Annotated in this window: 20 protein-coding genes; 7 read left to right on the top strand and 13 right to left on the bottom strand. The window is 72.5% G+C overall.

Going from position 1 to position 26,616, the window contains the following annotated elements; genetic code table 11:
- Positions 1-206 (top strand): RICIN domain-containing protein (locus tag ACFQSB_RS37465; RefSeq protein ID WP_380831888.1); only part of this gene is annotated, 206 nt, incomplete at its 5' end.
- Between the two features lie 236 nt (positions 207-442).
- Here ACFQSB_RS37465 and ACFQSB_RS37460 read toward each other — a convergent pair.
- Positions 443-1,441 (bottom strand): NADPH:quinone oxidoreductase family protein, encoded by a 999-nt coding sequence (locus tag ACFQSB_RS37460; protein ID WP_380831886.1) that lies wholly within the window; start codon positions 1,439-1,441, stop codon positions 443-445.
- Positions 1,442-1,550: 109 nt separating this feature from the next.
- On the opposite strand from ACFQSB_RS37460, the gene ACFQSB_RS37455 reads away from it, so the two are divergent.
- Positions 1,551-2,177 carry a TetR/AcrR family transcriptional regulator gene (locus tag ACFQSB_RS37455; protein WP_380831884.1) on the top strand — a complete coding sequence of 209 codons (627 nt, stop codon included), beginning with the start codon at positions 1,551-1,553 and terminating at the stop codon, positions 2,175-2,177.
- 370 nt (positions 2,178-2,547) lie between these two features.
- Here the strand turns inward: ACFQSB_RS37455 and dnaE are convergent, their stop codons facing one another.
- Together dnaE and ACFQSB_RS37445 are read right to left on the bottom strand one after the other, a co-directional pair.
- The gene (gene dnaE, locus ACFQSB_RS37450) at positions 2,548-6,069 is read right to left on the bottom strand and encodes a DNA polymerase III subunit alpha (RefSeq protein ID WP_380831882.1); all 3,522 of its coding nucleotides are present in this window, start codon (positions 6,067-6,069) and stop codon (positions 2,548-2,550) included.
- 90 nt (positions 6,070-6,159) lie between these two features.
- Entirely contained in the window at positions 6,160-7,299 is a 1,140-nt protein-coding gene (locus tag ACFQSB_RS37445) for a chorismate mutase (RefSeq protein ID WP_380831880.1), read from the bottom strand.
- A gap of 351 nt (positions 7,300-7,650) precedes the next feature.
- Between ACFQSB_RS37445 and ACFQSB_RS37440 the strand changes: the two genes are divergently transcribed.
- From ACFQSB_RS37440 to ACFQSB_RS37430, 3 genes are all read left to right on the top strand, one after another.
- Complete coding sequence (locus ACFQSB_RS37440) at positions 7,651-10,224, top strand: serine/threonine-protein kinase (RefSeq protein ID WP_380831878.1); 2,574 nt, start codon at positions 7,651-7,653, stop codon at positions 10,222-10,224.
- A gap of 118 nt (positions 10,225-10,342) precedes the next feature.
- Entirely contained in the window at positions 10,343-12,097 is a 1,755-nt protein-coding gene (locus ACFQSB_RS37435; RefSeq protein WP_380831877.1) for a serine/threonine-protein kinase, read from the top strand.
- Positions 12,098-12,140: 43 nt separating this feature from the next.
- Positions 12,141-13,652, top strand: coding sequence for a serine/threonine-protein kinase (locus ACFQSB_RS37430; protein WP_380831875.1), 1,512 nt, complete (start codon positions 12,141-12,143; stop codon positions 13,650-13,652).
- Positions 13,653-13,770: 118 nt separating this feature from the next.
- Here ACFQSB_RS37430 and ACFQSB_RS37425 read toward each other — a convergent pair whose 3' ends face one another.
- From ACFQSB_RS37425 to ACFQSB_RS37410, 4 genes are all read right to left on the bottom strand, one after another.
- Positions 13,771-14,700 (bottom strand): RluA family pseudouridine synthase, encoded by a 930-nt coding sequence (locus ACFQSB_RS37425; RefSeq protein ID WP_354850350.1) that lies wholly within the window; start codon positions 14,698-14,700, stop codon positions 13,771-13,773.
- On the bottom strand, positions 14,693-15,391 hold the full coding sequence (lspA, locus tag ACFQSB_RS37420) for a signal peptidase II (protein WP_380831873.1): 699 nt from the start codon (positions 15,389-15,391) through the stop codon (positions 14,693-14,695). The genes ACFQSB_RS37425 and lspA overlap by 8 nt, the downstream gene beginning before the upstream one ends.
- Positions 15,364-15,774, bottom strand: coding sequence for a TraR/DksA family transcriptional regulator (locus tag ACFQSB_RS37415; protein ID WP_380831871.1), 411 nt, complete (start codon positions 15,772-15,774; stop codon positions 15,364-15,366). Before ACFQSB_RS37415 ends, lspA begins: the two co-directional genes overlap by 28 nt.
- 392 nt (positions 15,775-16,166) lie before the next feature.
- Positions 16,167-16,664, bottom strand: coding sequence for a cupin domain-containing protein (locus ACFQSB_RS37410; RefSeq protein ID WP_380831870.1), 498 nt, complete (start codon positions 16,662-16,664; stop codon positions 16,167-16,169).
- 106 nt (positions 16,665-16,770) lie between these two features.
- Here ACFQSB_RS37410 and ACFQSB_RS37405 point away from each other — a divergent pair, with 106 nt between their 5' ends.
- Positions 16,771-17,643, top strand: a complete 873-nt coding sequence (locus tag ACFQSB_RS37405; RefSeq protein ID WP_380831869.1) for a LysR family transcriptional regulator — start codon at positions 16,771-16,773, stop codon at positions 17,641-17,643.
- Positions 17,644-17,892: 249 nt separating this feature from the next.
- On the opposite strand, the gene ACFQSB_RS37400 is transcribed toward ACFQSB_RS37405, so the two are convergent.
- From ACFQSB_RS37400 to ACFQSB_RS37385, 4 genes are all read right to left on the bottom strand, one after another.
- On the bottom strand, positions 17,893-19,095 hold the full coding sequence (locus ACFQSB_RS37400) for a cytochrome P450 (RefSeq protein WP_380831867.1): 1,203 nt from the start codon (positions 19,093-19,095) through the stop codon (positions 17,893-17,895).
- Between the two features lie 36 nt (positions 19,096-19,131).
- Positions 19,132-20,517: an NAD(P)/FAD-dependent oxidoreductase gene (locus ACFQSB_RS37395; protein ID WP_380831865.1), complete on the bottom strand. Its 1,386-nt coding sequence runs from the start codon at positions 20,515-20,517 to the stop codon at positions 19,132-19,134.
- Positions 20,507-20,716: a ferredoxin gene (locus tag ACFQSB_RS37390; RefSeq protein WP_380831864.1), complete on the bottom strand. Its 210-nt coding sequence runs from the start codon at positions 20,714-20,716 to the stop codon at positions 20,507-20,509. The genes ACFQSB_RS37395 and ACFQSB_RS37390 overlap by 11 nt, the downstream gene beginning before the upstream one ends.
- Positions 20,717-21,050: 334 nt before the next feature.
- Entirely contained in the window at positions 21,051-21,320 is a 270-nt protein-coding gene (locus ACFQSB_RS37385; RefSeq protein WP_380831862.1) for a DUF167 domain-containing protein, read from the bottom strand.
- Between the two features lie 345 nt (positions 21,321-21,665).
- On the opposite strand from ACFQSB_RS37385, the gene ileS reads away from it, so the two are divergent.
- Positions 21,666-24,824, top strand: coding sequence for an isoleucine--tRNA ligase (ileS, locus tag ACFQSB_RS37380; RefSeq protein ID WP_380831861.1), 3,159 nt, complete (start codon positions 21,666-21,668; stop codon positions 24,822-24,824).
- 137 nt (positions 24,825-24,961) lie between these two features.
- Here the strand turns inward: ileS and ACFQSB_RS37375 are convergent, their stop codons facing one another.
- Together ACFQSB_RS37375 and ACFQSB_RS37370 are read right to left on the bottom strand one after the other, a co-directional pair.
- On the bottom strand, positions 24,962-26,188 hold the full coding sequence (locus ACFQSB_RS37375; RefSeq protein WP_380831859.1) for an RNA polymerase sigma factor: 1,227 nt from the start codon (positions 26,186-26,188) through the stop codon (positions 24,962-24,964).
- A gap of 43 nt (positions 26,189-26,231) precedes the next feature.
- Entirely contained in the window at positions 26,232-26,603 is a 372-nt protein-coding gene (locus ACFQSB_RS37370) for a YciI family protein (protein ID WP_380831858.1), read from the bottom strand.
- Positions 26,604-26,616 lie beyond the last annotated feature (13 nt).

The following is a 26,616-nucleotide window of genomic DNA, read 5'->3' as shown; positions in this document are numbered from 1 at the left end:
GCACCGGCAACGGCGCCAAGATCCAGATCTACTCCTGCCACGGCGGCGCCAACCAGCAGTGGCGCTACAACTCCGACGGCTCCATCACCGGCGTACAGTCCGGACTGTGCCTGGACGCCACCGGACAAGGCACCGCCAACGGCACCACCATCCAGCTCTACACCTGCCACGGCGGCACCAACCAGAAATGGACCTGGACCCGCTGAACCCCACGATCACCGGGCCGGCCGTCCCCCCGGGGGGGCCGGAGCGGTGAGCAGGCGCGAGGCCAGTGCCGACGTGTGCTGGCCGTCGGCCGCCTGATCGCGTTCTTTCCGATCGCCGAGGCGTCGCTGCGGGCGCCGGCGGGCACGCTCCGGTAGGTGGTGTTCCCTGCGGTGCCGGGCTTCGATCCTCACGGTCGTGACTCGGCGGGGACCCGCCGGCCGGCGCCGCGATCTGTTCAAGGCCGCAGTGCCTGCTTGCCTACGGTGGCCCGCCCTTCCAGTTCCGCGAGCGCTTTGGGCCCCTCGGCCAGCTCATGCACGGTGGGCCGGCCGGGACCGAGCACCCCGGCCGATACAAGCCCGAACAACTGGCCCATGACCTCGCCGAAGATTTGCGGTGCGGCCTGGATGAGGGTGCCGATGTTCAGGCCGATGAGGTGGACCTGGTGCTTATAGACCAGGTCCCAGTTGGTGATCGCGGCTCCGCCGCCGGCCACGCCGAAGACGACGACCCGGCCGGTGACCCGCTTGGTCGCGGCCAGGCTGGCCTCCAGGGTGGCGCCGCCGACCGACTCCAGCACCAGGTCGGCGCCTGCGCCGCCGGTCAACGCCAGGACTTCGGCGGCGATATCACCACCGCGGGAGTCGATGACGTGGTCGGCGCCCAGCGCCCGTACCACCTCGTGCTTTCCCGGCGAGGCCGCGGCGATCACCGTCGCGCCATAGTGTCTGGCCATCTTCACCGCGACCTGGCCGGTCCCGCCGGCCGCGGCATGGATCAGCACCGTCTGTCCTGCGGCGACGCCGCCCAGTGGCTTGAGCGCCGCCAGCGCCGTCGGCCAGTTCACGACCATGCCCAGGGCCTGCTCATCGGCCCAGCCTGTCGGCACCGGGACCGCGCCGACCGCCGGCAGCACCATGTACTCGGCGAAGGCCCCGCCGGCAATGCCGACGCCGATGACGTGGGCGCCGGGCTCCAGGCCGGTCACCCCCTCGCCAACGGCGGCGACTTCACCCGCGGCCTCGATGCCCGCCAGATACGGCGGCTGCGGGCCGCCCGCGAACGTGCCTCGGGCCTGCGAGATGTCGACGAAGTTCAAACCGGCGGCGGTGACACGGATCAGGACCTCGCCCGGCCCGGGGCTCGGTACCGGCGCGTCGGGGGTCAGGCGCAGGTCCTGCGGGCCGTTCAGCGACGTCTGCTGCAAAGCGCGCATGGTGGAGGGGATGCTCATGACGATCGGCTCCTTTTTCCTATCGAACGATCAACAAACCTGGCATGCCATAGTGGTGCAGGTCAAGGTAAAGTGAATCGAACGATAAACAAATCCGGAGGGACCCTGGATGGCTGCTCGCGGCAGGCCGCGCACATTCGACCCCGACACCGCCCTGCGCCAAGCGCTGGACCTGTTCTGGGAACGGGGCTACGAGGGCACCTCGATCAACGACCTGGCCCAGGCCATGGGAATCGCCCCGGCCAGCATCTACGCCTGCTTCGGCAGCAAGGAGGATCTGTTCCGCAAGGTCATGGCGCTCTACGGCACGACCTCCGGCGAGCCGCCCAGGCGCGCGCTGCGCGACCAGCCGACCGCCCGCGGCGCGATCCACGCCATGCTGCACGCCACCGCCGATGAGATCACCCGCCCGGACACCCCGCACTACTGCATGCTCATCCTGGCGGCACCCACCGGCACCGTGGAAAACCACGCCGTCCGGGAGTTCCTGGCCCACCTGCGGCGTGACATGCTCAGCACCATCAGGGACCGGCTCGCCCGCGGCGTCACCGACGGCGATCTCACCGCGCCGCCCGCGGGCCTCGACGCCATCGCCCGCTACTACACCACCGTGGTGCAAGGTCTGTCCGTACAAGCCCGCGACGGCGCCGACCGCGCCGAGCTGGAAGCGGTCATCACCTGCGCGATGGCCGCCTGGGACACCCTCACCTCCCCGCCGTCACACCCAGTGAGCTAGATGGCCACCGGTAAGCACCCAAAACGAGGCTCGCACCCGTGGAAACCCTCGGCCAAGGACCCTGGACCACTCACCCTCGCGCGGGGTGTACCCCTCGTCGCCGGCCATGGTGATCAGGCCGTAGGGGCCGATCGACGCGCCATGCCGCACGCCGGCGATCTTTCCGCTATGAGCGGATTCGCCGTTGGTGGGCGCGCCATGAGCGGATCCGCGACCGTCTCGGACGCGCGGCCGCGACTTCGGCGGCGGTCACGGTGACCCCATCACCGGCGACGTCGGCACCGCCCTGCGCGCCGCCGCGTCGGCCGCACCCGCCTGACCGGGCCGTCATCGCGGCCTTGATGGGGTCGCGGGGCCACGGGAGAGGGGGTCAGACGCCGAGGCAGGCGGGGCCGAGGAGTTGCTTGAGGTCGCCCATCAGGGCGGGTGAGGTGGCGACCCTCAGGCGGTCGTCCAGGCGCATCACGGTGGTCTTGGAGCCGCTGTGCAGTTGCAGGTGGACCTCGGTGGTGCCGCGGTGGGTGGACAGGACCTCCTTGAGGCGGCCGATCACCGGAGGCGTGCACCGGGTCACCGGCATGCTGACGACCAGCGGGCCGCCGGCCTCCTGTGACAGGTCGGGGGCGGTGACCTCCATCGCCACGATCTTGGCGACGTCCTCCCGCTTGTCGAGCCGGCCCTTGACGAAGACGATGGCGTCCTCGGCCAGCACGGTGGCGCACAGCTGGTAGGCCGAGGGGAAGATCATGACCTCGATGGCGCCCTCGAGGTCCTCCAGGGTGGTGAGCACCCAGGTGTCGCCCTTCTTGGTGACCTTGCGCTGCAGGCCGGTGAGGATGCCGCCCACCGTGATGACCTGCCCGTCGGGACGGTCGTCGGACTGCAGCGCCGCGACCGAGCAGTCGGCGCCGGAGGACAGGATGTGCTCGACGCCGAACAGCGGATGGTCGGAGACGTACAGGCCGAGCATCTCGCGCTCGAACACCAGCAGCGTGGACTTGTCCCACTCCCCCGCCGGGATCTGCACGTCGAAGGTCTGGTCCTCGGCCCCGTCGATCGCCCCGAACAGGCTGTCCTGGCCGATGGCCTCGTTCTTCTTGATGTCGATGATGGCGTCGACGGCCTGCTCGTGCACCATGACCAGGCCCTTGCGCACGTGGCCGAGCGAGTCGAACGCCCCCGCCTTGATCAGCGACTCGATGACCCGCTTGTTGCAGACCAGTGCCGGCACCTTGCGCAGGAAGTCCTTGAAGTCGCCGAAGCGGCCCTTCTCCTTGCGCGCGCCGATGATGCCGTCGACGACGTTGCCGCCGACGTTGCGGATGGCCGACAGGCCGAAGCGGATGTCGGTGCCGCGCGGGGTGAAGTCGAAGTCGGAGTCGTTGACGTCCGGCGGCAGCACCTTGATGCCCATGCGGCGGCACTCGTTGAGGTAGAGCGCCGACTTGTCCTTGTCGTCCTTGACCGAGGTGAGCAGCGCCGCCATGTACTCGGCCGGATAGTTCGCCTTGAGGTAGGCGGTCCAGTAGGACACCAGCCCGTAGGCGGCGCTGTGGGCCTTGTTGAAGGCGTAGTCGGAGAAGGGGACCAGGATGTCCCACAGGGTCTTGACGGCCGCGGCGGAGTAGCCGTTGTCCTTCATGCCCTGCTCGAAGGAGGCGAACTGCTTGTCCAGCTCGGCCTTCTTCTTCTTGCCCATCGCGCGGCGCAGCAGGTCGGCCTTGCCGAGCGAGAACCCGGCGACCTTCTGCGCGATGGCCATGACCTGCTCCTGGTACACGATCAGGCCGTGGGTCGTGCCGAGGATCTCCGCCAGCGACTCGCGGAACTCCTCGTGGATGGGGGTGATCTCCTGCTGGCCGTTCTTGCGCAGCGCGTAGTTGGTGTGGGAGTTGGCGCCCATCGGCCCCGGCCGGTAGAGCGCGCCGACGGCGGAGATGTCCTCGAAGTTGTCGGGCTTCATCAGCCGCAGCAGCGAGCGCATGCCGCCGCCGTCGAGCTGGAACACCCCGAGGGTGTCGCCCCGGCCGAGCAGTTCGTAGGTCTTGGGATCGTCCAGCGGCAGCTTCAGCAGGTCGATCATGTTGCCGGTGTTGGCCTCGATCATCTTCAGGCAGTCGTCGATGATCGTGAGGTTGCGCAGGCCCAGGAAGTCCATCTTGAGCAGGCCGAGCGTCTCGCAGGTCGGGTAGTCGAACTGCGTGATGATCGCGCCGTCGGAGTCGCGGCGCATGATCGGGATGTAGTCGGTGAGCACGTCCGAGGACATGATGACGCCCGCGGCGTGCACGCCGGTCTGCCGGATCAGCCCCTCCAGGCCCCGGCCGAGGTCCATCGCCGCCTTGACGTCGACGTCCTCCTCGTACAGCTTGCGCAGCTCACCGGCCTCGTTGTAACGCGGGTGATCTTTGTCGAAGATGCCCGACAGCGGGATGTCCTTGCCCATCACCGCGGGCGGGAACGCCTTGGAGACCTTGTCGCCGAGCGCGTAGGGATAACCGAGGACGCGGGCGGCGTCCTTGATGGCCGCTTTCGCCTTGATGGTGCCGAAGGTGGCGATCATCGCGACCTTGTCGGCGCCGTACTTCTCGGTGACGTACCGGATGACGTCGGCCCGCCGGCGTTCGTCGAAGTCGATGTCGACGTCGGGCATGGACACGCGGTCGGGGTTGAGGAACCGCTCGAAGATCAGGCCGTGCGGCAGCGGGTCGAGGTCGGTGATGCCGAGCGCGTACGCCGCCAGCGACCCGGCGGCCGAGCCTCGGCCGGGGCCGACCCGGATGCCGTTGTTCTTGGCCCACATGATGAAGTCGGCGACGACGAGGAAGTAGGAGGGGAACCCCATCTGCAGGATGACGCTCATCTCGAACTCGATCTGCCGCTGGTGCTCCTCGTCCACCCCCTCGGGGAACCGGCGCCGCATGCCGCGCTCGATCTCCTCGCGGAACCAGCTCTCCTCGGTGTGGCCTTCGGGGATGGGGAAGGTCGGCATGAGGTTCTTGAAGGTGAACATGCCGGCCGGGTCGACCTTCTCGGCGACCAGCAGCGTGTTGCGGCAGCCCTCGGCCCACAGGTCGGAGGAGTCGACCGCGCGCATCTCGTCGGCGGTCTTGATGTAGTAGCCGCTGCCGTCGAAGCGGAACCGGTCGGGGTCGGACAGCTGCTTGCCGGTCTGGATGCACAGCAGCGCGTCGTGGGAGGTGGAGTCGGACTCGTAGGTGTAGTGGGAGTCGTTGGTCACCAGCGGCGGGATGCCCAGGTCGGCGGAGATCCTGGTGAGCCCGTCGCGGACCCGGCGCTCGATGTCGAGGCCGTGGTCCATGATCTCCAGGTAGTAGTTGTCCTTGCCGAACAGCTCCTGGTAGCGGGCGGCGGCCGCGAGCGCCTCGTCGTACTGGCCCAGGCGCAGGCGGGTCTGAACCTCGCCCGAGGGGCAGCCGGTGGTGGCCATCAGGCCGTCGGCGTGCTCGGCGAGCAGCTCGGCGTCCATGCGGGCCCACTTGCGCACGAAGCCCTCGGTGTAGGCGCGCGAGGAGAGCTTCATCAGGTTGCCCAGGCCCGTGGCGTTGCGCGCCCAGATCGTCATGTGGGTGTAGTAGCCGCCCGCCGACACGTCGTCGCGCTTCTGGTGCGGCTCGCCCCACAGCACGGGCTTCTTCTGGTGGCGGGAGGCGGGGGCGACGTAGGCCTCGATGCCGATGATGGGCTTGATGCCGGCCCCGGTCGCCTGCTTGTAGAAGTCGTAGGCGCCGTGCATGTTGCCGTGGTCGGTGATCGCGATGGCGGGCATCTCGAGATCGCCGACCTGTTTGAACATCTGCTTCAACCGCGCCGCTCCGTCGAGCATGGAGTACTCGGTGTGAACGTGCAGATGCACAAACGATTCAGCCATGCGGGCCGTCCCTCTCCCCTCGATCCGGTGCGGCGGATGAGAGCCTACGCCGTGCCGGGCGCCTCTCGTGGCACACGGGGCCCGCCGGTCTCAATCGTGATCCGGCACCGGAGCGGCCAGGGCCCGCACGGCCGCGCGATCACGCAGGTCGCCCTGGTCGGAGCCGCCTTGTGAGCCGCCTTGGACGCCGTCGGGCGCGTGTTCGCCTCCATTCTCCCGCGTGTCGCCGCCCGGCGCCCCGCCCGTCCCGGCCGTCGCCGGCGGCCCTCCGCCCGTCGCGGCCGACGCCGCGTCCCCGGCGGGCCTGGCCGTCTCGGCCCGCTCTCGCTCGGCCAGGTGCAGCCCGGCCTCGATGACGGCGTTCATGACCGGCGCGAGCAGTTCCTCGCCGAGCCGCGGGGCGCGGCGGGCCATCGCGGCGACCAGGCGGCGCTCGCGGTCCATGTCGCGCCCGGCGAAGCCGCCGACCGGCTTGAGCCGCTGGATGGTGCCCGCCAGGCCGGCGCGGCGCTCCAGCAGGACGGCGAGCGCCGCGTCCACCCGGTCGATGGCCTCGCGCGCCGCCGCCACCGTGGCGGGGTTCTCGTCGCGTACCAGGGCGCCGACCACGGTCACCGCCTCGCGCGCCGCCGCCACCACCGCCGCCGGGGCCCGCGGCCCGAGCCACAGTCCGTCCGCCCCGGCGGCCACGACCGCCGCCGCGAGGCCCGCGTCGCCGCCGGGCGCGGCGATCACGGGCAGGCCCGAGCGCTCACCGGCGGCCAGCGCCGCGGCCAGGTCGGCGGCCAGGGCGTCGCCGGGGTCGCCGTCCTCGCACAGCACCACGCCTCGCGCCCCCGCCCCGGCGCACCGGCCGGCGGCCTCCAGCCACTTCTCCAGCGGAGTGCCCGCGGTGCGGGTCAGCACGACGGGCAGGGCGAGCGCGCACACGGCCTGGGCGAAGCCGGGGTCGCGCGACCACGCCGGAGCGGCGAGCACCACCCCGTCGGCGTGCGCGGCGAGGGCGGGAAGGTCGTCATGGGACGCCGGCTCGGCGAGCAGCGGACCGTCCCAGGCGGATCTGGCCCGCGCCAGCGCCTCGGCGGCGCGCCCGGCGCCGGGTCGCACCCAGCGCCCGTCGGCACCCGTCCCGGAGGCGGGGTCGCCGCCCAGCACCACGGCCGGCCCCGCGCCCACGGTGAGGCTCCCGATCTGTACGGCCTGCGGGCCCGGTCGCCCGGTCGATGACATGTCGGCTCCCTGTGGTGGGCGCCGGCCGCGTCACCCGCGAGCCGGCGGGGTCGTTGAATGACGAAAGGACGAAGACCGCTCGTCTCCGCCTCTGCCGGCTCCGGTTGTCGCTAGATCGTGACGGCGACCGGCCCTCCCGGAGCCGGGCCGAAGACCACGAAATAGCAAGTCACGGCCTCAAGGGTAACAGAGATCCGCCATTTGCTGGACGCCGCGTCTCACATTGCGGACTGATCGAGCGGCGCCGCGTTTGCACGTGCGCACCTCTATGGGACGATTCATTCGCCTGAAAGGGGGTAGCGGCGGGTGATGTCGGAAGCACGGCCGGGCGAACGGCGACAGGGACGCCGCGTGGCCGACCGCTACCAGCTACTGGAGCCGATCGGCCGTGGCGGCATGGGCATCGTATGGCGGGCGCACGACGAGCTGCTCGACCGGGCCGTCGCCGTCAAGGAGGTCCGCTATCCCGGTGACCCCCAGGACGACGAGGTCGCCGAGCTCAACCGCCGCACGCTGAGAGAGGCGCGGGCCGCGGGCCGGCTCGCGCATCCGAACGTCGTGGTGGTCCACGACGTCATCGAGGAGAACGGCCGCCCCTGGATCGTCATGCAGCTGGTCGACTCGCGCTCGCTCGGCCAGGTGCTGCGCGACGACGGGCCGCTGCCGGTGCGCATGGTCGCCGAGATCGGCCTGCAGGTGCTGGAGGCGCTGCGCAGCGCGCACGCGGCCGGCGTGCTGCACCGCGACGTCAAGCCCGAGAACGTGCTGCTCACCGATGACGGCCGGGTGGTGCTCACCGACTTCGGCATCGCGCGCATGGAGACCGACACGACGATGACCCGCACGGGTCTGGTCGGCACGCCCGCGTTCATCGCCCCCGAACGCCTGCGCGGCTACCCCGCCCAGCGCGAGTCCGACCTGTGGTCGCTCGGCGCGACGCTGTACGCGGCGGTCGAGGGCCGCCCGCCGCACGACAAGGGCATGGCGATGGCCACGATGCACGCCGTGCTCAACGACGAGCCCGAGCCCGCGCTGCGCGCCGGCCGCCTCGGCGCCGTCCTGTCCGGCCTGCTGGAGAAGGACCCCGACAGCCGCCTGAGCGCCGACCAGGCCGAGCGCATGCTGCGCAGCATCGCCGAGGACCGCTCCAGCGTCCCGACCACCTCCCAGCGGACGCTGCCGGCGACGCCGCTGCCCACTCCCCCCACCAGCCCGCCGCGCAAGCAGCCCAAGCCGGCCCGCCGCCCCGCGGGGCAGCCCGAGCAGACCCCGCCGCGGACGGGCGCGGAGGCCGGGTCCGGCGACCGGGCCGGGGCGCTGGAGAAGGTCCAGTCGCTCAAGCAGGCCCCCTCCGCCGAGCCTTCCCCCGGTGAGGCTCCCGGAGGGGCCGAGGTCCCGGCCGAGGCGCCGGCCGCGGGCAAGGCGGCGGGGAAGGCCGCCGCGGCGGCGGCCGGGCTCGCGGCGGCGGGCGCCGCGGGAAAGACCGCACGGCCGCGCACGACCGGAGATCCTCGGACGCCTCGGACGGCCGGAGAGGGCGCGCAGGCCGCGCCGGACGCCGGGTCCGCGGGGGCCGGCGAGCAGGAGGCCGGTGTCCCCGCGTCGACGCGGACCGCCGGCACCTCTTCGACCGGCGACGCGGCGCGGGACCGGCGCCTCACGGACGACGACGAGGCCCGGCGACGGGACCTCGAAAGCGGCGAGAACGAAGCCGAGCGGGAAGACCACCTCGCGGACGCGGGCAGGAGCCCGGCGGAGCGGGAACAGGCCGCCGGGTCCGCGGAGGCCGACCTCCCCGGGCCGGCCGGCCCGCGGTCCACGGCCCCGTCCCGCCCGGAGGGCAGGGCTGCCGGGCGGCCGGTCAAGGCGCCCGTCCAGCCGGTCAGGCCCGCAAGTCCCGTGGAGCGGTCCGCCGAGCCCGCGGCCCCCGCCAAGGCCGGTGAGCCGCAGCGTCCGACGAACGTCCCGAGACGACCAGGCGCGCGCGGCACCGACGCGCACACCCGGCCTGAGACGCGCAAACGCCCCTATGGCGGCTCGTCCGTCTCCCCCGCCGCGGCCTCCTCCGAGGCCCTGGCCGCCTCCTACGAGGGCCCGGCCCCGTCGGCCTATGACGACATGACCGGCCACGGCGCCACCTCGATCGCCCCGCCGGTGGTCCCCATGGCGCCGGACGAGGACGGCTCCGGCGGCCCCCGGCGGCCGGTGCCGCTCCTGCGCGTCGTCCTGGTCGCCATCCCGGCCCTGCTCATCGTGGCCGGCGTGGCCATGTGGCTGGGCGCGCGCGAGGCCTCCGACACCCCTTCGGGCGGCGCGGCGTCCGGCGGGCACTCCTCAGCCGCTTCGAGCGACCCCACGGGCGCCGGAGGGACGGCCCCGCCGTCCTCCGGGGCGTCCCCGGCGCCGTCCGGGGACGCGTCGTCCTCGCCGAGCGAGACGGCCGAGCCGACGTCCTCCCCCAAGCCGACTTCCTCCAGTCCGGCGGGCGTCCCCAAGGGGTGGCACAAGTACAAGCACTCCAGCGGGTTCTCCCTCGCCCTCCCCAAGGGGTGGCACGTGGACGGCCGGGGCAACGGGGAGGTGCGTTTCCGCGGGGACTCCCACACCTACCTGGAGGTCCACCACACCGGGAGCCCCGAGTCCGACGCCCTGAAGGTCTGGCGGCGCGACGTGCCGGGCATGAGCCGCAACTTCCCCGGCTACCGGCTGGTCGCCATCAGGGAGGTCAAGGGCTACTGGAAGACCGCGGCCGACTGGGAGTTCACCTTCGGCGACAGCCGCTTCCGGTCGCGCGTGATCGACCGCGGCTTCGTCACCGACAAGCACAACGGCTACGCGCTGCTGTTCAAGACCGAGGACAAGGACTGGAAGGCGAAGAAGAAGCTCTTCGACACCCTCGCCGCCACCTTCAAACCCGCCAAATAGCCCACCTGAGACACCATCGGATGGCGGCGGCTCACCCGCCCGCGGGCCGCCGCTCCGGCGCCCGCCGGACGTCCGGTTATGGGACGATGCGGTGGCCGGGAAGGGAGGGCGGGGCGAGGTGACCGCTGAGACGCAACGCCGGGTCGCCGGCAGATACCGTCTGCTGGAGCCGATCGGGCGCGGCGGCATGGGCGTGGTGTGGCGGGCCCACGACGAGCTGCTCGACCGCCCGGTCGCGGTCAAGGAGGTCCTCTACCGCGCGATGAGCGAGGAGGACCGCGCCGCCTTCAACCGGCGCACGATCCGCGAGGCGCGGGCGGCCGGCCGGCTGGACCACCCGTCGGTGGTCGTCGTCCACGACGTCATCGAGGAGGACGGCCGTCCCTGGATCGTCATGCAGCTCGTGCGGTCGCGCTCGCTGGGCGAGGTGCTCAGGTCCGCGGGCCCGCTGGAGCCGCGGACGGTGGCCGACATCGGCGGGCAGGTGCTCGACGCGCTGCGCGCCGCGCACGCCGCAGGGGTGCTCCACCGGGACGTCAAGCCCGAGAACGTCCTGCTCACCGACGGCGGCAGGGTGGTGCTGACCGACTTCGGCATCGCCACCATGCCCGAGGAGACCGCGCTGACCACGACCGGCGGCCTGTCGGGCACCCCCGCGTTCATCCCGCCCGAGCGGCTGCAGGGCCGGCCCGCCGTGCCCGAGTCCGACCTGTGGTCCCTGGGCGCGACGCTGTACGCCGCCGTGGAGGGCCGCCCGCCGTTCGACCGTGGGGCGCCTGTGCCGACGATGGCGGCGGTGCTGAACGACGAGCCTGAGCCGCCCCGGCTGGCCGGGCCGCTGGTCCCGGTGATCGCCGGGCTGCTCCGCAAGGAGCCGGGCGCGCGCCTGTCCGCCGCCGAGGCCGCCGAAGCCCTGCGCCGCGTCGCCGCCGGACAGGGTGCCGCGTGGCAGGCGGGGCAGGGTCCCGGGTGGCAGGCCGGACAGGGTGCCGCGTGGCAGGCGGGGCAGGGTCCCGGGTGGCAGGCCGGACAGGGTGCCACGTGGCAGGCGGGGCAGGGTCCCGGGTGGCAGATCGGGCACGGTCCTGGACCGGGGGCCGTGCCGCCGTTCCAGGGCGGGACGATGCCCGGCGCCGCCCATGCCCAGTGGTCCACCTTCGAGGGGCCGGCGGCCGGGACCGGCGGGCCCTCCCGCCGCCCGAGGTCCCGGGCCGCCGTGCTCGTGGGCGTCCCGGTGCTGGCCGTCGCCGTCGGCCTGGGCGGCTGGTACGGCTACCGGCAGGTCGCGGGCTCGGCGGCCGCCTCCTCCCCCATACCGGCGCGGACGTCCTCGGCGGCGGCGCCCTCGTCCTCCCCGTCAAGCCCGAGCGCGACCCCGAGCGTGAGCCCGTCGCGCCCGAGCCCGAACCCCTCGGAAGCGGGTATCGCCCTGCCGGAAGGCTGGCGTCCGCACACCGACGCGCTGGGCTTCAGCCTGGCCCTTCCCAAGCGCTGGTCGGAGTTCGGCCGGGACAAGACCCGCGTGCACTTCCGCATGCCCGGCTCGCGCGGCTTCCTGCTGGTCGACACGACCCCGTGGACGGCCGCCGACCCGCTGACGGCGCTGCGGGAGGTGGAGGAGCAGGCCGTGGCCAGGAACCGCCTGCCCGGCTACCGCCTGCTGTCGCTGCGCGCCCTGACCTACCGGGGCCGGTCGGCCGCCGACTGGGAGTTCACCTGGACGATGTCGTCCGGGCGGGCGCACGTGCTCGACCGCGCCTTCGCCACGGCGGACGGCCGGCAGTACACGATCTACTGGCACACGACCGACGCGACCTGGAAGAGAGATCGTCCCCTTTTCGAGATGTTCGTGAAAAGTTTCCGGCCGTCCTGACTACGAGTGCATGTGACCGAAATTTTGGGGTAGCCAGCCCAACATGCCGGATTCCTCCCAGGTCACAGACCGAGTCGTGGCAGGCCGATACCGTCTGCTGGAACCCATCGGCCGAGGTGGAATGGGCACCGTCTGGCGGGCCCATGACGAGATTCTCGGCCGCGAAACAGCCGTCAAGGAGCTGATCGCGCCACCGGAGCTCACCGGTCCGGAACGCGAGATCTTCGCGACGAGGACCTTCCGGGAGGCCCGCGCCGCCGGACGGGTCAGCCACCCCGGCGTCGCCACCGTCTACGACGTGTTCGAGGAGAACGGCCACCCCTGGATCGTGCTCCAGCTCGTGGACTCCGACACGCTCGGCGCCGTCGTCCGCGACCAGGGACCGCTCCACCCGGTGCGCGTGGCCGAGATCGGCCTGGAGGTGCTGGCCGCGCTGCGCGCCGCCCACCACGCCGGGGTGCTGCACCGGGACGTCAAGCCCGACAACGTCCTGCTGGCCAAGCACGGCGGCCGGGCCGTGCTCACCGACTTCGGCATCGCGACCCTGGAGGACGACTCCCCGGTCACCCGGACCGGCACGCTCATCGGCACCCCGGCGTTCATCGCGCCCGAACGGGCCGCGGGCGGCCAGGCGACCCGGTCCTCGGACCTGTGGTCCCTCGGCGTCACGCTGTACGTCGCGGTGGAGGGGCGTTCGCCGTTCCAGCGCGGCAATCCGCTGGCCACGCTCGGCGCGGTCATGCACGACCCGCCCGAGCCGATGCGGCTGGCCGGCCCGCTCGGCCCCGTGCTGAACGGCCTGCTGCGCAAGGACCCGGCAGAGCGGCTCACCGCCTCCGAGGCCGAGCACTACCTGCGGATGGTCGCCGCCGGTATCCAGCCCGAGCCGACCACGCCGGCCCTGCCCGTGCAGGCGCCGGCCCCGGTGCCGGCCCAGGCGTCGAGCCCGACCAGGGAACGGCTGGCCGCCGCCCCCATCACCGACCCGGCGTCGGTGCCGCCGCAGACCAGGCCGGGAGGCGGACGCGGCATCGCGCTCGCCGGGCTCACCTCGCTGATCCTGTCGGTCGGCCTGGTGGCCGGCGGGCTGGCCTGGGTGACCGCCCGCTCGGCGGGCACCTCGACGCCGGAGGTCTCCCCGACCGTGCGGGTCACGGTGTCGGTCACCCCGACCGCAGAGCCGGTCACCCGGCGCTCGGGCCAGGACGGCTACGCTCCCTCGCGCGGCGGGCAGCCCAGCGTCCACGCGCCGGTCTCCTCGGCGGCCCGCACCGGCCAGGGGCGGCCGACGCCGGACCGGACCAAGGGCGGCGAGGACAAGCCGACGCCCAAGCCCAAGCCCTCCGCCAAGCCGACCCCCAAGCCCAAGCCCACCAAGACCCAGAGCGACAAGGGCGAGAACGACCCCGTGCCGCCCGGTGAGGGCGGCGACGAGCCTCGCGGCGACGGCCAGGACGGCGGGGGCGGCGGCGAGGGCGACGTCACCAACGACCAGGGCCAGACCAGCGGCGACGACGCCTCCTACGTCGACGGAGGCCCCCTGTCGGGCACGTGAGCCCGGACGGCGGCCCGGCGGCCTGACCGTGATCCGACGGGGCGGACCGGACGGCGCCCGGTGGCCCGGCCGTGATCACCCGGCGGGCCGGACGATGCCCCCGATGGCCCGGCCGTGGTCAGGACTCGGCGCGGACGGCGTCCAGCGCGCGGGACAGCTCCTCGGGATAGCCGCTGGTGAAGGTCACCCGCTCGCCGCCCGTCGGGTGGTCGAACGACAGCGAGACGGCGTGCAGCCACTGGCGGGTGACGCCCAGCCGCGCCGCCAGCGTGGGATCGGCGCCGTAGGCGAGATCGCCCACACATGGGTGGCGGGTGGCCGACATGTGCACCCTGATCTGATGGGTGCGGCCGGTCTCCAGCTTGATGTCGAGCAGCGACGCCGCCCGGAACGCCTCGATCGTGTCGTAGTGGGTGATCGACGGCTTGCCGCCGGCGACGACGGCGAACCGGCCGTCCCCGGCCGGGTGCCGGTCGATGGGGGCGTCGATGGTGCCGCGCAGCGGGTCGGGGTGGCCCTGCACCAGCGCGTGGTAGTGCTTCTCGACCGTGCGCTCCTTGAAGGCGCGCTTGAGCCGGGAGTAGGCCACCTCGCTCTTGGCCACCACCATGACGCCGGTGGTGTTGGCGTCCAGGCGGTGGACGATGCCCTGGCGCTCGGCCGCGCCGCTGGTGGCCACCCGGTGCCCGGCGCCGAGCAGGCCGCCGAGGACGGTCGGGCCGGTCCAGCCGACCGTCGGGTGCGCCGCCACCCCGATCGGCTTGTCGATCACCACGATGTCGTCGTCCTCGTACAGGATGCCCATGCCCGGGACGGGCTCGGCCACCGGCACCGGCTGGCCGGGCGGCGGCGGGATCACGACCTCCAGCCACGCGCCGGCGTGCACGCGGTCGGACTTGGCCGCGGCGGCGCCGTCGACCTGCACGTCGCCCGCGGCGATCAGCTCGGCGGCGCGGGTGCGGGAGAAACCGAACAGCCGGGCGAGAGCGGCGTCCAGGCGCTCGCCCTCCAGGCCGTCGGGGACGGGGAGACTGCGCTGCTCACCCACGGGCGCCGCCCTCCGCGTCGCCGCCACCGCCGGCAGCGCCGGCAGTGCCGTCAGCGCCGCCACCGCCGCCGGACGGGGCGGGGCGCTCGTCACCGGCGCGTGATCCGTCGATCTGGTAGCCCCGCCAGGCGAGGAACACCGCCAGGATGCCGCCGCACACGATCGCCGAGTCGGCGATGTTGAACACGGGGAAGCGGGTGACCGGGAAGACCTCGATCCAGTCGACGACGTGCCCCTGGAAGGGCGCGGGGTAGCGGAAGAGGCGGTCGGTGAGGTTGCCCAGGGCCCCGCCGAGCAGCAGGCCCAGGGTGATCGCCCACGGGACGCTGCGCAGTTGCCGGGCCGTGCGCAGGATCGCGACGACGACGACGGCCGCGATGACCGTGAAGATGATCGTCATGCCGGTGCCGATGCTGAAGGCGGCGCCGGAGTTGCGGATCACCCGCAGCTGGAGCACCCCGGCGATCACGCGGACCGGCTCACGACCCTCCAGCACGTCGACCACGATGGTCTTGCTGAGCAGGTCCAGGACGTAGACCAGCACCGCGAGGGCCGCCAGGGCGCCGATGCGCCGCCCGCGCGGCGCATCGCGCCCCTCGGCGCGCTCTGAAGGCTCGGGGGGCTCGGGGGCCTCGGGCGAGGGGGGCACGTCCGGCGAGGCGTTCAGCGGCGTTCCTCCCGCTGCTTGCACGACACGCACAGCGTCGCCCTCGGGAACGCCTGCAGCCGCTCCTTGCCGATCGGCTTGTGGCACGATTCGCACACTCCGTATGTTCCTGCGTCGATGCGGGCGATCGCCCGCTCGTTCTGCGCGATTAGATCGCGCGCATTCAGGGTAAGGGCGATCTCGCGTTCCCGCTCATAGGTCTTGGCCCCCGCATCGGCCTGGTCGTCTCCGGCGCTGTCGCTGATGTCGCCCGAGGCGATCTGCGACTCCGACCTCGCCACCTCCGCGTTCAGCTCGTCGATCTCTCCGAGCAGGCGCCCTCGGACCTCGGAGAGTTCCCCCTCGGTCCAGCCGGCCGCCCCGCTCGTCTCCGTGGCGGTCTTCTCCGCCCGCGTCACACCGGCCATCGAGGCCTCCTCGCCGATCCACCTGTTGAGCAGTGCGGGAAGCATAGGTCGGCCATATCCGAAGAACAAACGACGCGCCGACCGTTTACGCCATCCGTAATCTGGGATCTACCTGGTCAGCGTGGGGCTTCCCTCGCCACCTGGTGCGCTGTACGCCAAAGTTCACCGGCGTACGGCACGATGCACAGCGGTTGTCACTCAGACGGGCACCCGGAGATCTCCGCAACCCGGAAGCACTCCATACCTGAGGTGTACCTTCATCCTCGCCGATTCATCACATATGTATCGCACCCACCCACCACGGAGCACGGCGGCGTGGCGGCTCCGACCTGGCCTTGGACGGCGTCCCTCCGTCGCCGTCGCCTACAGCCTGCCCGCGACGGGCGCGGTGGTCATTCCGATCTCCGTTCCGTCCGCCAGGCGGGGGCGTCCACGGAGTGCAGGTCGTAGCGATCCTGCTCCCGCAGCAGTCCGTCCGCGGGCTCCAGGCCATGCTGGACCCGCGCGAGCCGCCGGAAGTAGCCGAAGCGTTCGACGCCCGGGGTCAGGACGACCAGCAGATCGGCGCCCGTCCCCGGCGCCGCGCCGAACGCGTGCGGCAGCCCGGGCGGCACGATGACGAGCCCGCCCTTGGCGACGGTCGTCACCTTCTCGCCGAGGAGGAACTCCATCTCCCCGCCGAGGACGTGGAACACCTCCGTGGACAGCGTGTGGTAGTGCGGCTTGGCCCCCTCGCGGCCCGGCCCCAGCGTGAGGCGGTTGGCGCCGAGTGCGCCCCCGGTGTCGCTCGCGTCGGCGAACAGGGTGAACGCTCCACCGCCGGGAAGATCGACGACCTGCGCGGACTCGGCGGAGACGACCAGGGCCCGCGTCATGATGATGGCGGTCATCATCAGCTCCTTTCGAATACCGATCCATTCGAACCCGGGAAGAAGCCGCCGACCAGAAGCTGTTGCACTCATCAGTCATCACGGATCGAGATGAATCGAGGGGCGGGTGGAGCTGCGACAGCTGGACTACTTCGTGGCGGTCGCCGAAGAGGGCGGGTTCGGTCGCGCGGCCGAGCGGCTCAGCATCGTGCAGTCCGCGGTGAGCCAGCAGATCCGTCGGCTCGAACGCGAGCTCGGCGTGCCGCTGTTCGACCGTTCGACCCGGCGCGTGCGGCTGACCGGTGCGGGCGAACGTCTGCTGCCGGAGGCGCGGGCCGTGCTCGCCGCCGCGAACCGCACCCGGCGGGTCGCCGCCGACATCCGCGCGGGTGCCGACGGCGTCCTGCGTCTCGGCGTCGTGCAGGGGCCGGGCGACCGGATCTACCGCCTGCTGCAGGAGCTGGCCTCGCTCGCGCCGCGTCTGCGAGTTCGCCCGCGCCGTCTCTCCCTGCCGCTCCGGTTGTCCGCGGTACGCTCGGGCGAGCTCGACGCGGCGCTGGTCCGCGCGCTCACCGACGCCCCCAGCCTGGAGCTCCTGCCGATCTGGCAAGATCGGCTGTACGCGGCGTTCCCCGCCGCGCACCCGCTGGCCCGTTCGGCCGAGGTCGGGCTCGAAGACCTGGCGGGCCTGCCCCTCCGGCTCGCTCCGCGCGAGGACAACCCGCCCTTCCACGACCTGGTCACGGACGCGTGCCGTGCCGCCGGCATCGCCCCGCAGGCCGGGCCGCCGTTCACGACCTTCCATGAGACCCTGGCCGACATCGGCGTCTGCGCCCCGTCCTGGACGGTGTTCTACGAGGTGGCCGGCCTGCCCGAGGTTCCAGGGGTCGCTGTCCGGCCCCTTGTGGCGCCTACGTTGACGACCTCGCTGGCCGTGCCGCCCGGCCCGCCGACGCCCGCAGTACGCCACCTGCTGGACGCCCTGACCCGCCTCACCTGACCTCCCGTCCGCCGTACTCCGGTGACGCGCCAGGGCGTGGGCGAAGCCGTCGGAGTGGAGGAGACCTACGCCATCCGCAGTGCCACGGCCTTTCGGTCAATTCCTGGTCGTCACCGGTGATCTCCACGACCTTGTCCCTGCTCGTCGCTCCGGTTACGAGACGCCCCTCCGCCCGCCGCCGGGATCTACCTGGTCAGCGCGGGGTGTCCCTCGCCATTCCGCCGTCGGCGCCCTGTGGCCGAGGAGTCGTCAGAGTTCGACGGGGAGGTGCCTGGGACCGCGGAGCATGGCGTTGTGCCGGTAGGGGGGTGGGTCCTGGAGGAGGGTCGCGGTGCCGAGGCGGGGGATCAGGGCGCCGAGCGCGGTCTGGGCTTCGATCCGGGCAAGTGGTGCGCCGTAGCAGAGGTGGACGCCGCTGCCGAAGCCGAGGTGCTGGTTGTCGGTGCGGGTGGGGTCGAACCGCTCGGGGTCGCGGAACCGTCTGGGGTCGCGGTTGCCCGAGGCCAGCACCAGTACCAAAGGCGCGCCCTTGGGGATGGTGACGCCGGCGACGTCGATGTTGGCCAGAGGGAAGCGCCGGCGGATCTGGACCGGGGGCTCGTAGCGCAGCAGTTCCTCCACCGCCGACGGGAGCAGATCGGGCGCCCGGCGCAGCCGGTCGAGTTGGTCGGGGTGACGCAGCAGGGTGAGCGCCCCGTTGGCGATCAGGTTGACCGTGGTCTCGTGCCCGGCGACCAGCAGGAGCACGGCGGTGGCCGCCAGCTCCTCCCGGGTGAACGCCCCGCCGGGACCGGGCTCGTTGACGAACGCCGAGAGCATGTCGTCACCGGGGTGGCCGCGGCGTTGTTCGGCGAGCTCCACCAGGTACCGGCCCATCTCCGTCAATGCCTGTTCGCCGATCGTCCGCCGATCGGCGGGATCCTCGCCGGGCCGGATGTCGGCGAAATCGATGATCGTGGCGGACCACTCCCGGAAGACCGGCTCGTCCTGCCGGGGCACACCGAGCAGCCGGCAGATGACGGTGACCGGCAGCGGGTAGGCGAAGTCCTCCACCACGTCGATCCGCCCGCGGCCGTCCAACGCCTCGGCCAGTTCCGCGGTGATCGAGGCGATCTGGCCGCGCATCGCGTCCACACGTCCCGGGCTGTGCGGCGGGCCGAACGGCCGCATGGCCAGGCCGCGCAGCCTGTGGTGCTCGGGGTCGTCGAGCCGGATGAAGGAGAGCATCTCCTCCCGCGGAACCATGTCGCGGTACGGGGCGGCGAGGTTGCGGGGGTCGGAGCTGACCCGCGGGTCGTGCAGCAGCGCGGCGACGTCGTAGTAGGTGCCGACCAGGTGGCTTCCGTCGGTCTGCCGGACCACCCCCGCCTCGCGGAGTTCGGCGTACAGCGGGTAGGGGTCGGCGCGGTTGGCGTGGTCGGTGATCCGCTCCAGCAGGGTGTCGAGGGCCATGCGGGGCTCCTGGTGGCAGGCAAGGGACGGGAAAGGTCAGCGGCCGGGCCGGACGCCGCCGGGCCGGATGAGGGTCAGCCGGCGGTCGGGCAGGTGGCCGGTGAGCGCGACGGTGGGACCGTGCAGGAGCCCCCGGGGGTCGGGCACGTTGGAGGGGACGGGGAACTCGGTCACCAGCGGGTGACCGTCGGCCGCGCCGGGCCCGGGCGGGAACGGGGCCGCGGTCTCGATGAGGCCCTGGTAGTACTCCAGCCACTTGGCCATGTTCACGGTGACCGCGGCGGTCACGCGGCCCTGGTGGCCGTAGACCGCCGCCAGGCGGCGCTCGCCGAGTGAGCCCTGGGCGATGACCACCTGGTCGGAGAAGGAGGGGACGCCGACGGACTTGATGTTCACCCCGAACTGGCTGGACCAGAAGACCGGGACCGTCAGGTGCGGGCGCCGCAACGGCCCCGGGCTGACCATGTTGTGCGCCGCCACCTCGGCTTGGGCGACCGCGTTGCCCCAGTGTTCCAGCGCGAGCATCTGGTACTCGAACAGCGGATGCGGGAAGCGGGCGATGTCGCCGGCCACGAAGACGTCGTCGGTGACGATCCCGTAGGCGTTGAAGACGCGGCATCCCGCGTCGCAGGCGACTCCCAGCCGCCCCGCCGCCAGCCCGGAGTCCGCCAGCCACTCGGTGTTGCGGATCGCCCCCATGGCCACGACGCACACGTCCGCGTCGACGCGGCTGCCGTCCGACAGGTCCGCGCCGGTGAAGTGCCCGTTCCCGCGCAGCGCGGTGACCGTCACCCCGCAGCGCAGGTCGACGCCGTGGGCCCGCTGCAGGCCGGCGGCCAGCTTCGCGAACGTCCCGCCGAGCGCGCCCACCAGCGGGGCGGGGCCCCGTTCGGCGAGGGTGACCTCGATGCCCAGTTCCCGGCAGGCCGAGGCGATCTCCGATCCGGTGAAGCCTCCGCCGATCACCAGCACCCGCCGCGGCCCGGCCGTCAGCCGCTCGGCCAGGCGGGCCGCGTCGTCGCTGGTGCGCAGGGTGAGAACCCCGTCCAGGGCCGCCTGCGCCGGGTCGGGCCAGGGCCTGGCCCGCGTCCCGGTGGCGATCAGCAGCCGGTCGTAGGGCAGTGACGTGCCGTCGGCCAGCAGCACCCGCTTCCCCGTGGGATCCAAACCCGTCGCCGCCACTCCGAGCCGCCAGTCCGCGTCCGGGTCCCGGCGCGTCGGCAGCGCGGTGGCGTCCGCCGAGGCCTTGCCGAGCAGCACCTGCTTGGACAGCGGCGGCCGGTCGTAGGGCGGGTGGGGCTCGTCTCCCACCACCGTCAACGAACCGGTGAAACCCTTCTCGCGCAGCGTCTCGGCGGCCCGCAACCCGGCCAGCGACGCTCCGACGATGACGACACGGCCCTGGTCAAGGTCACCGGACATCGGCCCTCACTTGGTCACCCACGAGGATCGCCTGGACCGGGCACGCCGCCGCGGCCTGAAGTACACGATCGAGTTGGCCGGCGGGGACGGCAGGGTCGTACAACAGCGCCTCCTCACCGTGCAGCTCGAACACCTCCGGGGCGAGGAAGACGCACTGCGCATAGCCCTGGCAACGGGCGAGGTCCACCACGATCCGCATCTCCGCCGCTCCCTCAGCCGCCGCAACTCCCGGTCCCTCTTGCACTTTCGGGACATCAGGCGCCTGCCGGCCTGCTCTGCCGGAGGTTCCAGCGAGCCGCGGCGATGTGGGCGTCATCGGTCCGGCTCCTGGTGAGCAGTCTCGCGCGTCCGGTCCTGGACACCATCACGCCAAGCCCGGCCGTTGCCGCAACTCAGACGATGAAATGGGCTGGTTGAGACGGAGGCGGGTGGCCGCGGGTGACATCACTGCGCCGCGAACCCGGCCTGTCCGCACAACCGGGGCGACCTCGCCTCCCACCTGGCCTCTCGCGGCGACGGCAGAGAAGGAGGCTTCACGCGGTGCGCAACGCCGCGGCCCTTTCGGTCAACTCCTGGTCGTCCCCGGTTATCTCCACGACCTTGTCCCTGCTCGTCGCTCCGGTTACGAGACGCACCTCCGCCCGCCGCACGCCGAAGGCGTCCGCGACCGCGCGCAGCGCCGCCTCGGTGGCCCTGCCGTCCACCGCCCGTGCGTTGACCTTGACCACGACCGCCTCCTCGCCGTAGGCGCCGCCGACGGACTCGCGGGCGGCGCCCGGCCGCACCCTGATGGCCAGCCTCATAAACGTGTCGGCTCCTTCCCCAACGTGGGATATCGTTTCAGTTTGCAAGGCATTGATGGGGACGAGTACCTCCGAGCCCCCTCGCACGAGCGACCCGGGGACGGTGCGAGCCCGGGGCGAGGCCCGGAGGGAAGATCACCCCGGAGTCGCCGGAAGAACGGCCGCGCCCGTACGACGGTCACGGCCCAGTAGACCCGGCAGCGGTGAACAAAGAGAGGGCCTCTTTTCGGCAGATCTTCTTTGGGGGAGATCCGCGGGGGAGGTCAAGGAGGGTGGTACCGCGGGGCCCGGCGCCTCGTCCCTCCACGCCATGGAGAAACGCACGCGTGGAGGTCTGGCCCTACGATGTCCGCACCCTACTTCCGCTCGCTCGCCGCCCAGGTGGACCTGCCCGCCCTCGAGGCCGAGGTGCTCGACCGCTGGCGCGACGGCAAGGTCTTCGAGCGCTCGCTCGAGCAGAACGCAGATGGCCCGGCCTGGGTGTTCTACGAGGGCCCGCCCACCGCCAACGGCATGCCCGGCGTCCACCACGTCGAGGCGCGCGTCTTCAAGGACGTCTTCCCCCGCTACAAGTCGATGCGCGGCTACAGCGTGCCCCGCCGGGCCGGCTGGGACTGCCACGGCCTGCCGGTCGAGGTCGCGGTGGAGAAGGAGCTCGGGCTGTCCGGCAAGCCCGAGATCGAGGCGTACGGCATCGCCGAGTTCAACCAGCGCTGCCGCGAGTCGGTGCAGCGCCACGTCGACGCCTTCGAAGAGATGACCGAGCGCATGGGCTACTGGGTCGACATGTCCCAGGCCTACCTCACCATGGCCCCCTCCTACGTCGAGTCCGTCTGGTGGTCGCTGAAGGTCATCTGGGAGAAGGACCTGCTGTTCCGCGACTTCCGCATCACGCCGTACTGCCCGCGCTGCGGCACCGGCCTGTCCGACCACGAGCTCGGGCAGCCCGGCGGGTACGAGAACGTCACCAGCCCGTCGGTGTACGTCCGCATGCCGGTCACCTCCGGGCGGTTCGTGGGCACCGACCTGCTCATCTGGACCACCACCCCGTGGACGCTGGTGTCCAACACCGCCGTCGCCGTGCACCCCGACGTGACCTACGTGGTCGCCTCCAAGGAGGGCGAGCGGCCGGTCATCGTGGCCGAGCCGCTGCTCGAGGGCGCCCTCGGCGAGGGCTGGACGGCCGGCGACCGCTTCCCGGGCACCGAGCTGGAGCACACCCCCTACTCGCGGCCGTTCGACCTGGTCGACATCCCCGGCGCCCACTTCGTCGTGCTGGGCGACTACGTCACCGTCGAGGACGGCACCGGCCTGGTCCACCAGGCCCCGGCGTTCGGCGCCGACGACATGACGGTCTGCAAGCGCTACGGCCTGCCCGTGGTCAACCCGATCGGCCCGGACGGGCGGTTCCTGCCCGACGTGCCGCAGGTCGGCGGGAAGTTCTTCAAGGACGCCGACGAGGGCCTGACCGACGACCTGCGGGCCCGCGGCCTGCTGTTCCGCGGCGACCACTTCGAGCACGCCTACCCGCACTGCTGGCGCTGCCACACCCCGCTGCTGTACTACGCGCTCCCGTCCTGGTACATCCGCACCACGCGCATCAAGGACCGCCTGCTCGCCGAGAACGAGCGCACCGCCTGGTACCCCCCCACCATCAAGGAGGGCCGCTACGGCGAGTGGCTGCGCAACAACGTCGACTGGGCCCTGTCCCGGTCGCGTTACTGGGGCACGCCGCTGCCGCTGTGGGTGTGCACGACCGACGAGTCGCACGTCACCTGCGTCGGCTCGCTGAAGGAGCTCGGCGACCTCGCCGGGCGCGACCTGTCGGCGCTGGACCCGCACCGGCCGTACGTCGACGACGTCGCCTTCCCCTGCCCGGTGTGCGGCGACGAGGCCCGGCGCGTTCCCGACGTCATCGACGCCTGGTACGACTCCGGTTCGATGCCGTTCGCCCAGTGGGGCGCCCCGCACCTCAACAAGGAGGCCTTCGAGGCGGCCTACCCCGGCCAGTTCATCTGCGAGGCGCTGGACCAGACGCGCGGCTGGTTCTACTCCATGATGGCCGTCGGCACCCTGGTGTTCGACCGGTCCTCCTACGAGAACGTGCTGTGCCTCGGCCTGATCCTCGCCGAGGACGGCCGCAAGATGAGCAAGCACCTGGGCAACGTGCTGCAGCCGATCCCGCTGATGAACCAGCACGGCGCCGACGCGCTGCGCTGGTTCATGGCGACCTCCGGGTCCCCGTGGTCACCGCGCAGGGTCGGGCACGCCGCGCTGGAGGAGATCGTCCGCAAGGTCCTGCTGACATACTGGAACACCACCTCCTTCTTCACGCTGTACGCCAACGCCGAGTCCTGGTCGCCGTCCCGGCTGGCCGAGGCCCCGCCGCACGCCGAGCGGCCGCTCATCGACCGCTGGGCGCTCGCCGAACTGCACCGCACGGTGGCCGAGGTCACCGACGCGCTCGAGGCGTTCGACACCACCCGCGCCGGGCGGCGGCTCACCGAGTTCCTCGACGACCTGTCCAACTGGTACGTCCGCAGGTCGCGCCGCCGCTTCTGGTCGGGCGAGGAGTCGGCGTTCGCGACGCTGTACGAGTGCCTGGAGACCGTCACCCGGCTGCTGGCGCCGCTCGTGCCGTTCATCACCGACCACGTGTGGGACGTGCTGCGCGCGCCCGACGCGCCCGCGTCGGTGCACCTGACCACCTGGCCGCAGGTGCGCGAGGACCTGCTGGACGCCGGGTTGTCGGAGCAGATGGCGCTGGTGCGCCGCCTGGTCGAGCTGGGCAGGTCGGCGCGCGCGTCCAGCGGGGTCAAGACCCGCCAGCCGCTCGGGCGCGCGCTCGTCGGCAGCCCGCGGTGGTCGTCGCTGCCCGGCTCGCTGCGCGAGCTGATCGCCGACGAGCTGAACGTGCAGGCCCTTGAGGACCTGTCGGCGTACTCGGCCGACCTGGTGTCCTTCACCGTCAAGCCGAACTTCCGCGCGCTCGGCAAGCGGTTCGGCAGCGACACCAAGGACATCGCCGCCGCCCTCACCGCGACCGACCCCGCCGAGCTGGCCGCGGGCATCCGCGGCGGCGGGACGGCGACGGTGGTCGTGCACGGCGAGCCGGTCGACCTCGGCCCGGACGAGGTGATCATCACCGAGCAGCCGCGGGCCGGCTGGGCGGTGGAGAGCGGCGCGGTGGGCACCGGCACCGGCGAGACCGTGGCGCTGGACCTCGCGGTCACCCCCGAGCTGATGCGCGCGGGCCTGGTCCGCGAGGTCATCCGCCTGGTGCAGGACACCCGCAAGTCCAGCGGCCTGTCCATCACCGACCGCATCGACCTGTGGTGGACCGCCTCCGGCGACCTCGCCGAGGCCCTGCGCACCGGCGGCGCCAAACTCGCCGAGGAGGTCCTGGCCACCTCCCTGACCGAAGGCGCTCCCCCGCAGGACCTCCCCGCCCACCACGACGCCGACCTCGGCCTCACCTTCCACCTCACCCGCACCAGCGGCTGACCCGCACCGTGTCGAGGGCCCCGGAACACACGTCCCGGGGCCCTTTACGATGTAGATCAGTATCGACCCTGCGCCGGACATCTCACTTCGGCCGAATCGGTGAGGGCGCCGGCACATCTCCGGCCGAGCCGGAGAGGTCAGCTCAGTGTGGCCGCCTTGCGGAGGAGCACTGAGCGTTCGCGCTGGTTGGCGCATAGCCGGGCCGCCAGTTCCAGCTCGGCGCGCGCTTCCGGTCGCCGTCCGAGCCGGGCCAGCAGCTCACCGCGCACCGTCGGGACCAGATGCGAACCGGGGAGCCGGTCCGAGGCGACCAGCTCGTCCACGATGGCCAGGGCTCGCGCCGGGCCCGAGGCCATGGCGACGGCGACGGCCCGGTTGAGCTCGACCACCGGCGAGGGTGCGACCCGGCCGAGTGCCTCGTAGAGCAGCACGATCCGCTCCCAGTCGGTCGCCTCGACCGAGGGCGCCGACGCGTGGGTGGCGGCGATCGCGGCCTGCAGGCCGTAGGGGCCGAGGCCGCGAGTGGACGCCTTGGCCAGCGCGGCCAGCCCGCGGCGGATCGCCGAGAAGTCCCACCGCCGCCGGTCCTGCTCGTCGAGCAGCACGGGCGAACCGTCCGGGCCGGTCCGGGCCGGGAAACGCGCGGCCGTCAGCTCGCACAACGCCAGCAGACCGTGCACCTCCGGCTCGTCCGGCTGCAGCGCGGCCAGCGTGCGGGCCAGCCGGATCGCCTCGTACGCGAGGTCGGGGCGCAGCAGCCGGTCGCCCGACGTGGCCGTCGACCCCTCGGCGAAGATCACGTAGAGGACGCTGAGCACGCCGCCCAGCCGCTCCCGGCGCTCGGCCGCCGGCGGGAGTTCGAACGGCACCCCGGCCGCCGCGATCGTCTTCTTGCCCCGGGTGATGCGGGCCTGCACGGTCGGCACGGGTACCAGGAACGCGCGGGCGATCTCCTCGCTGGACAGGCCGCCGACCACGCGCAGGGTCAGCGCCACCCGGGCCTCGGGGGAGAGCACCGGGTGGCAGCTGACGAACATCAGCGCCAGCACGTCGTCATCGATCTCGTCGGGATCGATCTCTTCGTCGACCGCCGAGTCGGCCGCCACGTCGGCGGCCAGCAGGGCGTACCGGTCCTGGAGGGCGGCCCGGCGGCGGATCGCGTCGATCGCCCGCCGCCGGGCCGTGGCCATCAGCCAGCCGGCCGGACTCGCCGGAGAGGCGAGCGGCCACGACACCAGCGCCTCGGCCACCGCCTCCTGGGCCGCGTCCTCGGCCAGCCCGAAATCGCCGGTGAACCGGGTCAGCGCGGCGACGATCCGCGCCGACTCGATCCGCCAGACGGCCTCGACATCGGCCGTGCTCATCAGATCCGGCCGTTGCTCGCGCGCCCGGCCCGGTCCCCGGTGATCACTGGTCGACCTGCGGGACCTCGTCGCTCCCGGGCACCCGCCGGACCTCGATCTTGGACCCGCGGGCAGCCGGGACCCGCTTGGCCCACTCGACCGCCTCCTGTTTCGAGGCGACGTCGAGCAGGAAGAAGCCGCCGAACAGCTCCTTGGTCTCGCCGTACGGCCCGTCCGTGACCACCGGGGCCTCGCCGCCGAAGTCGACCACGACGCCCTGGCCCGGATCGTCCAGCCCTTCGGCCGCGAGGAGAACGCCGGCCTTGACCATCTCCTCGATGAACCGGCGGGTCGTGGCCATCATCTCGTCGATGTCGGCCATCATGGCCGCGTTCGACTCGTCGGTGCCCCGCATGACCAGCAGGTACTTCGACATCGCGTTCTCCTCC

The organism is Sphaerisporangium rhizosphaerae, from assembly GCF_042665155.1.
GTDB classification, from domain to species: Bacteria; Actinomycetota; Actinomycetes; order Streptosporangiales; family Streptosporangiaceae; genus Sphaerisporangium; species Sphaerisporangium rhizosphaerae.
This window is presented reverse-complemented; position numbering and strand designations above follow the sequence as displayed.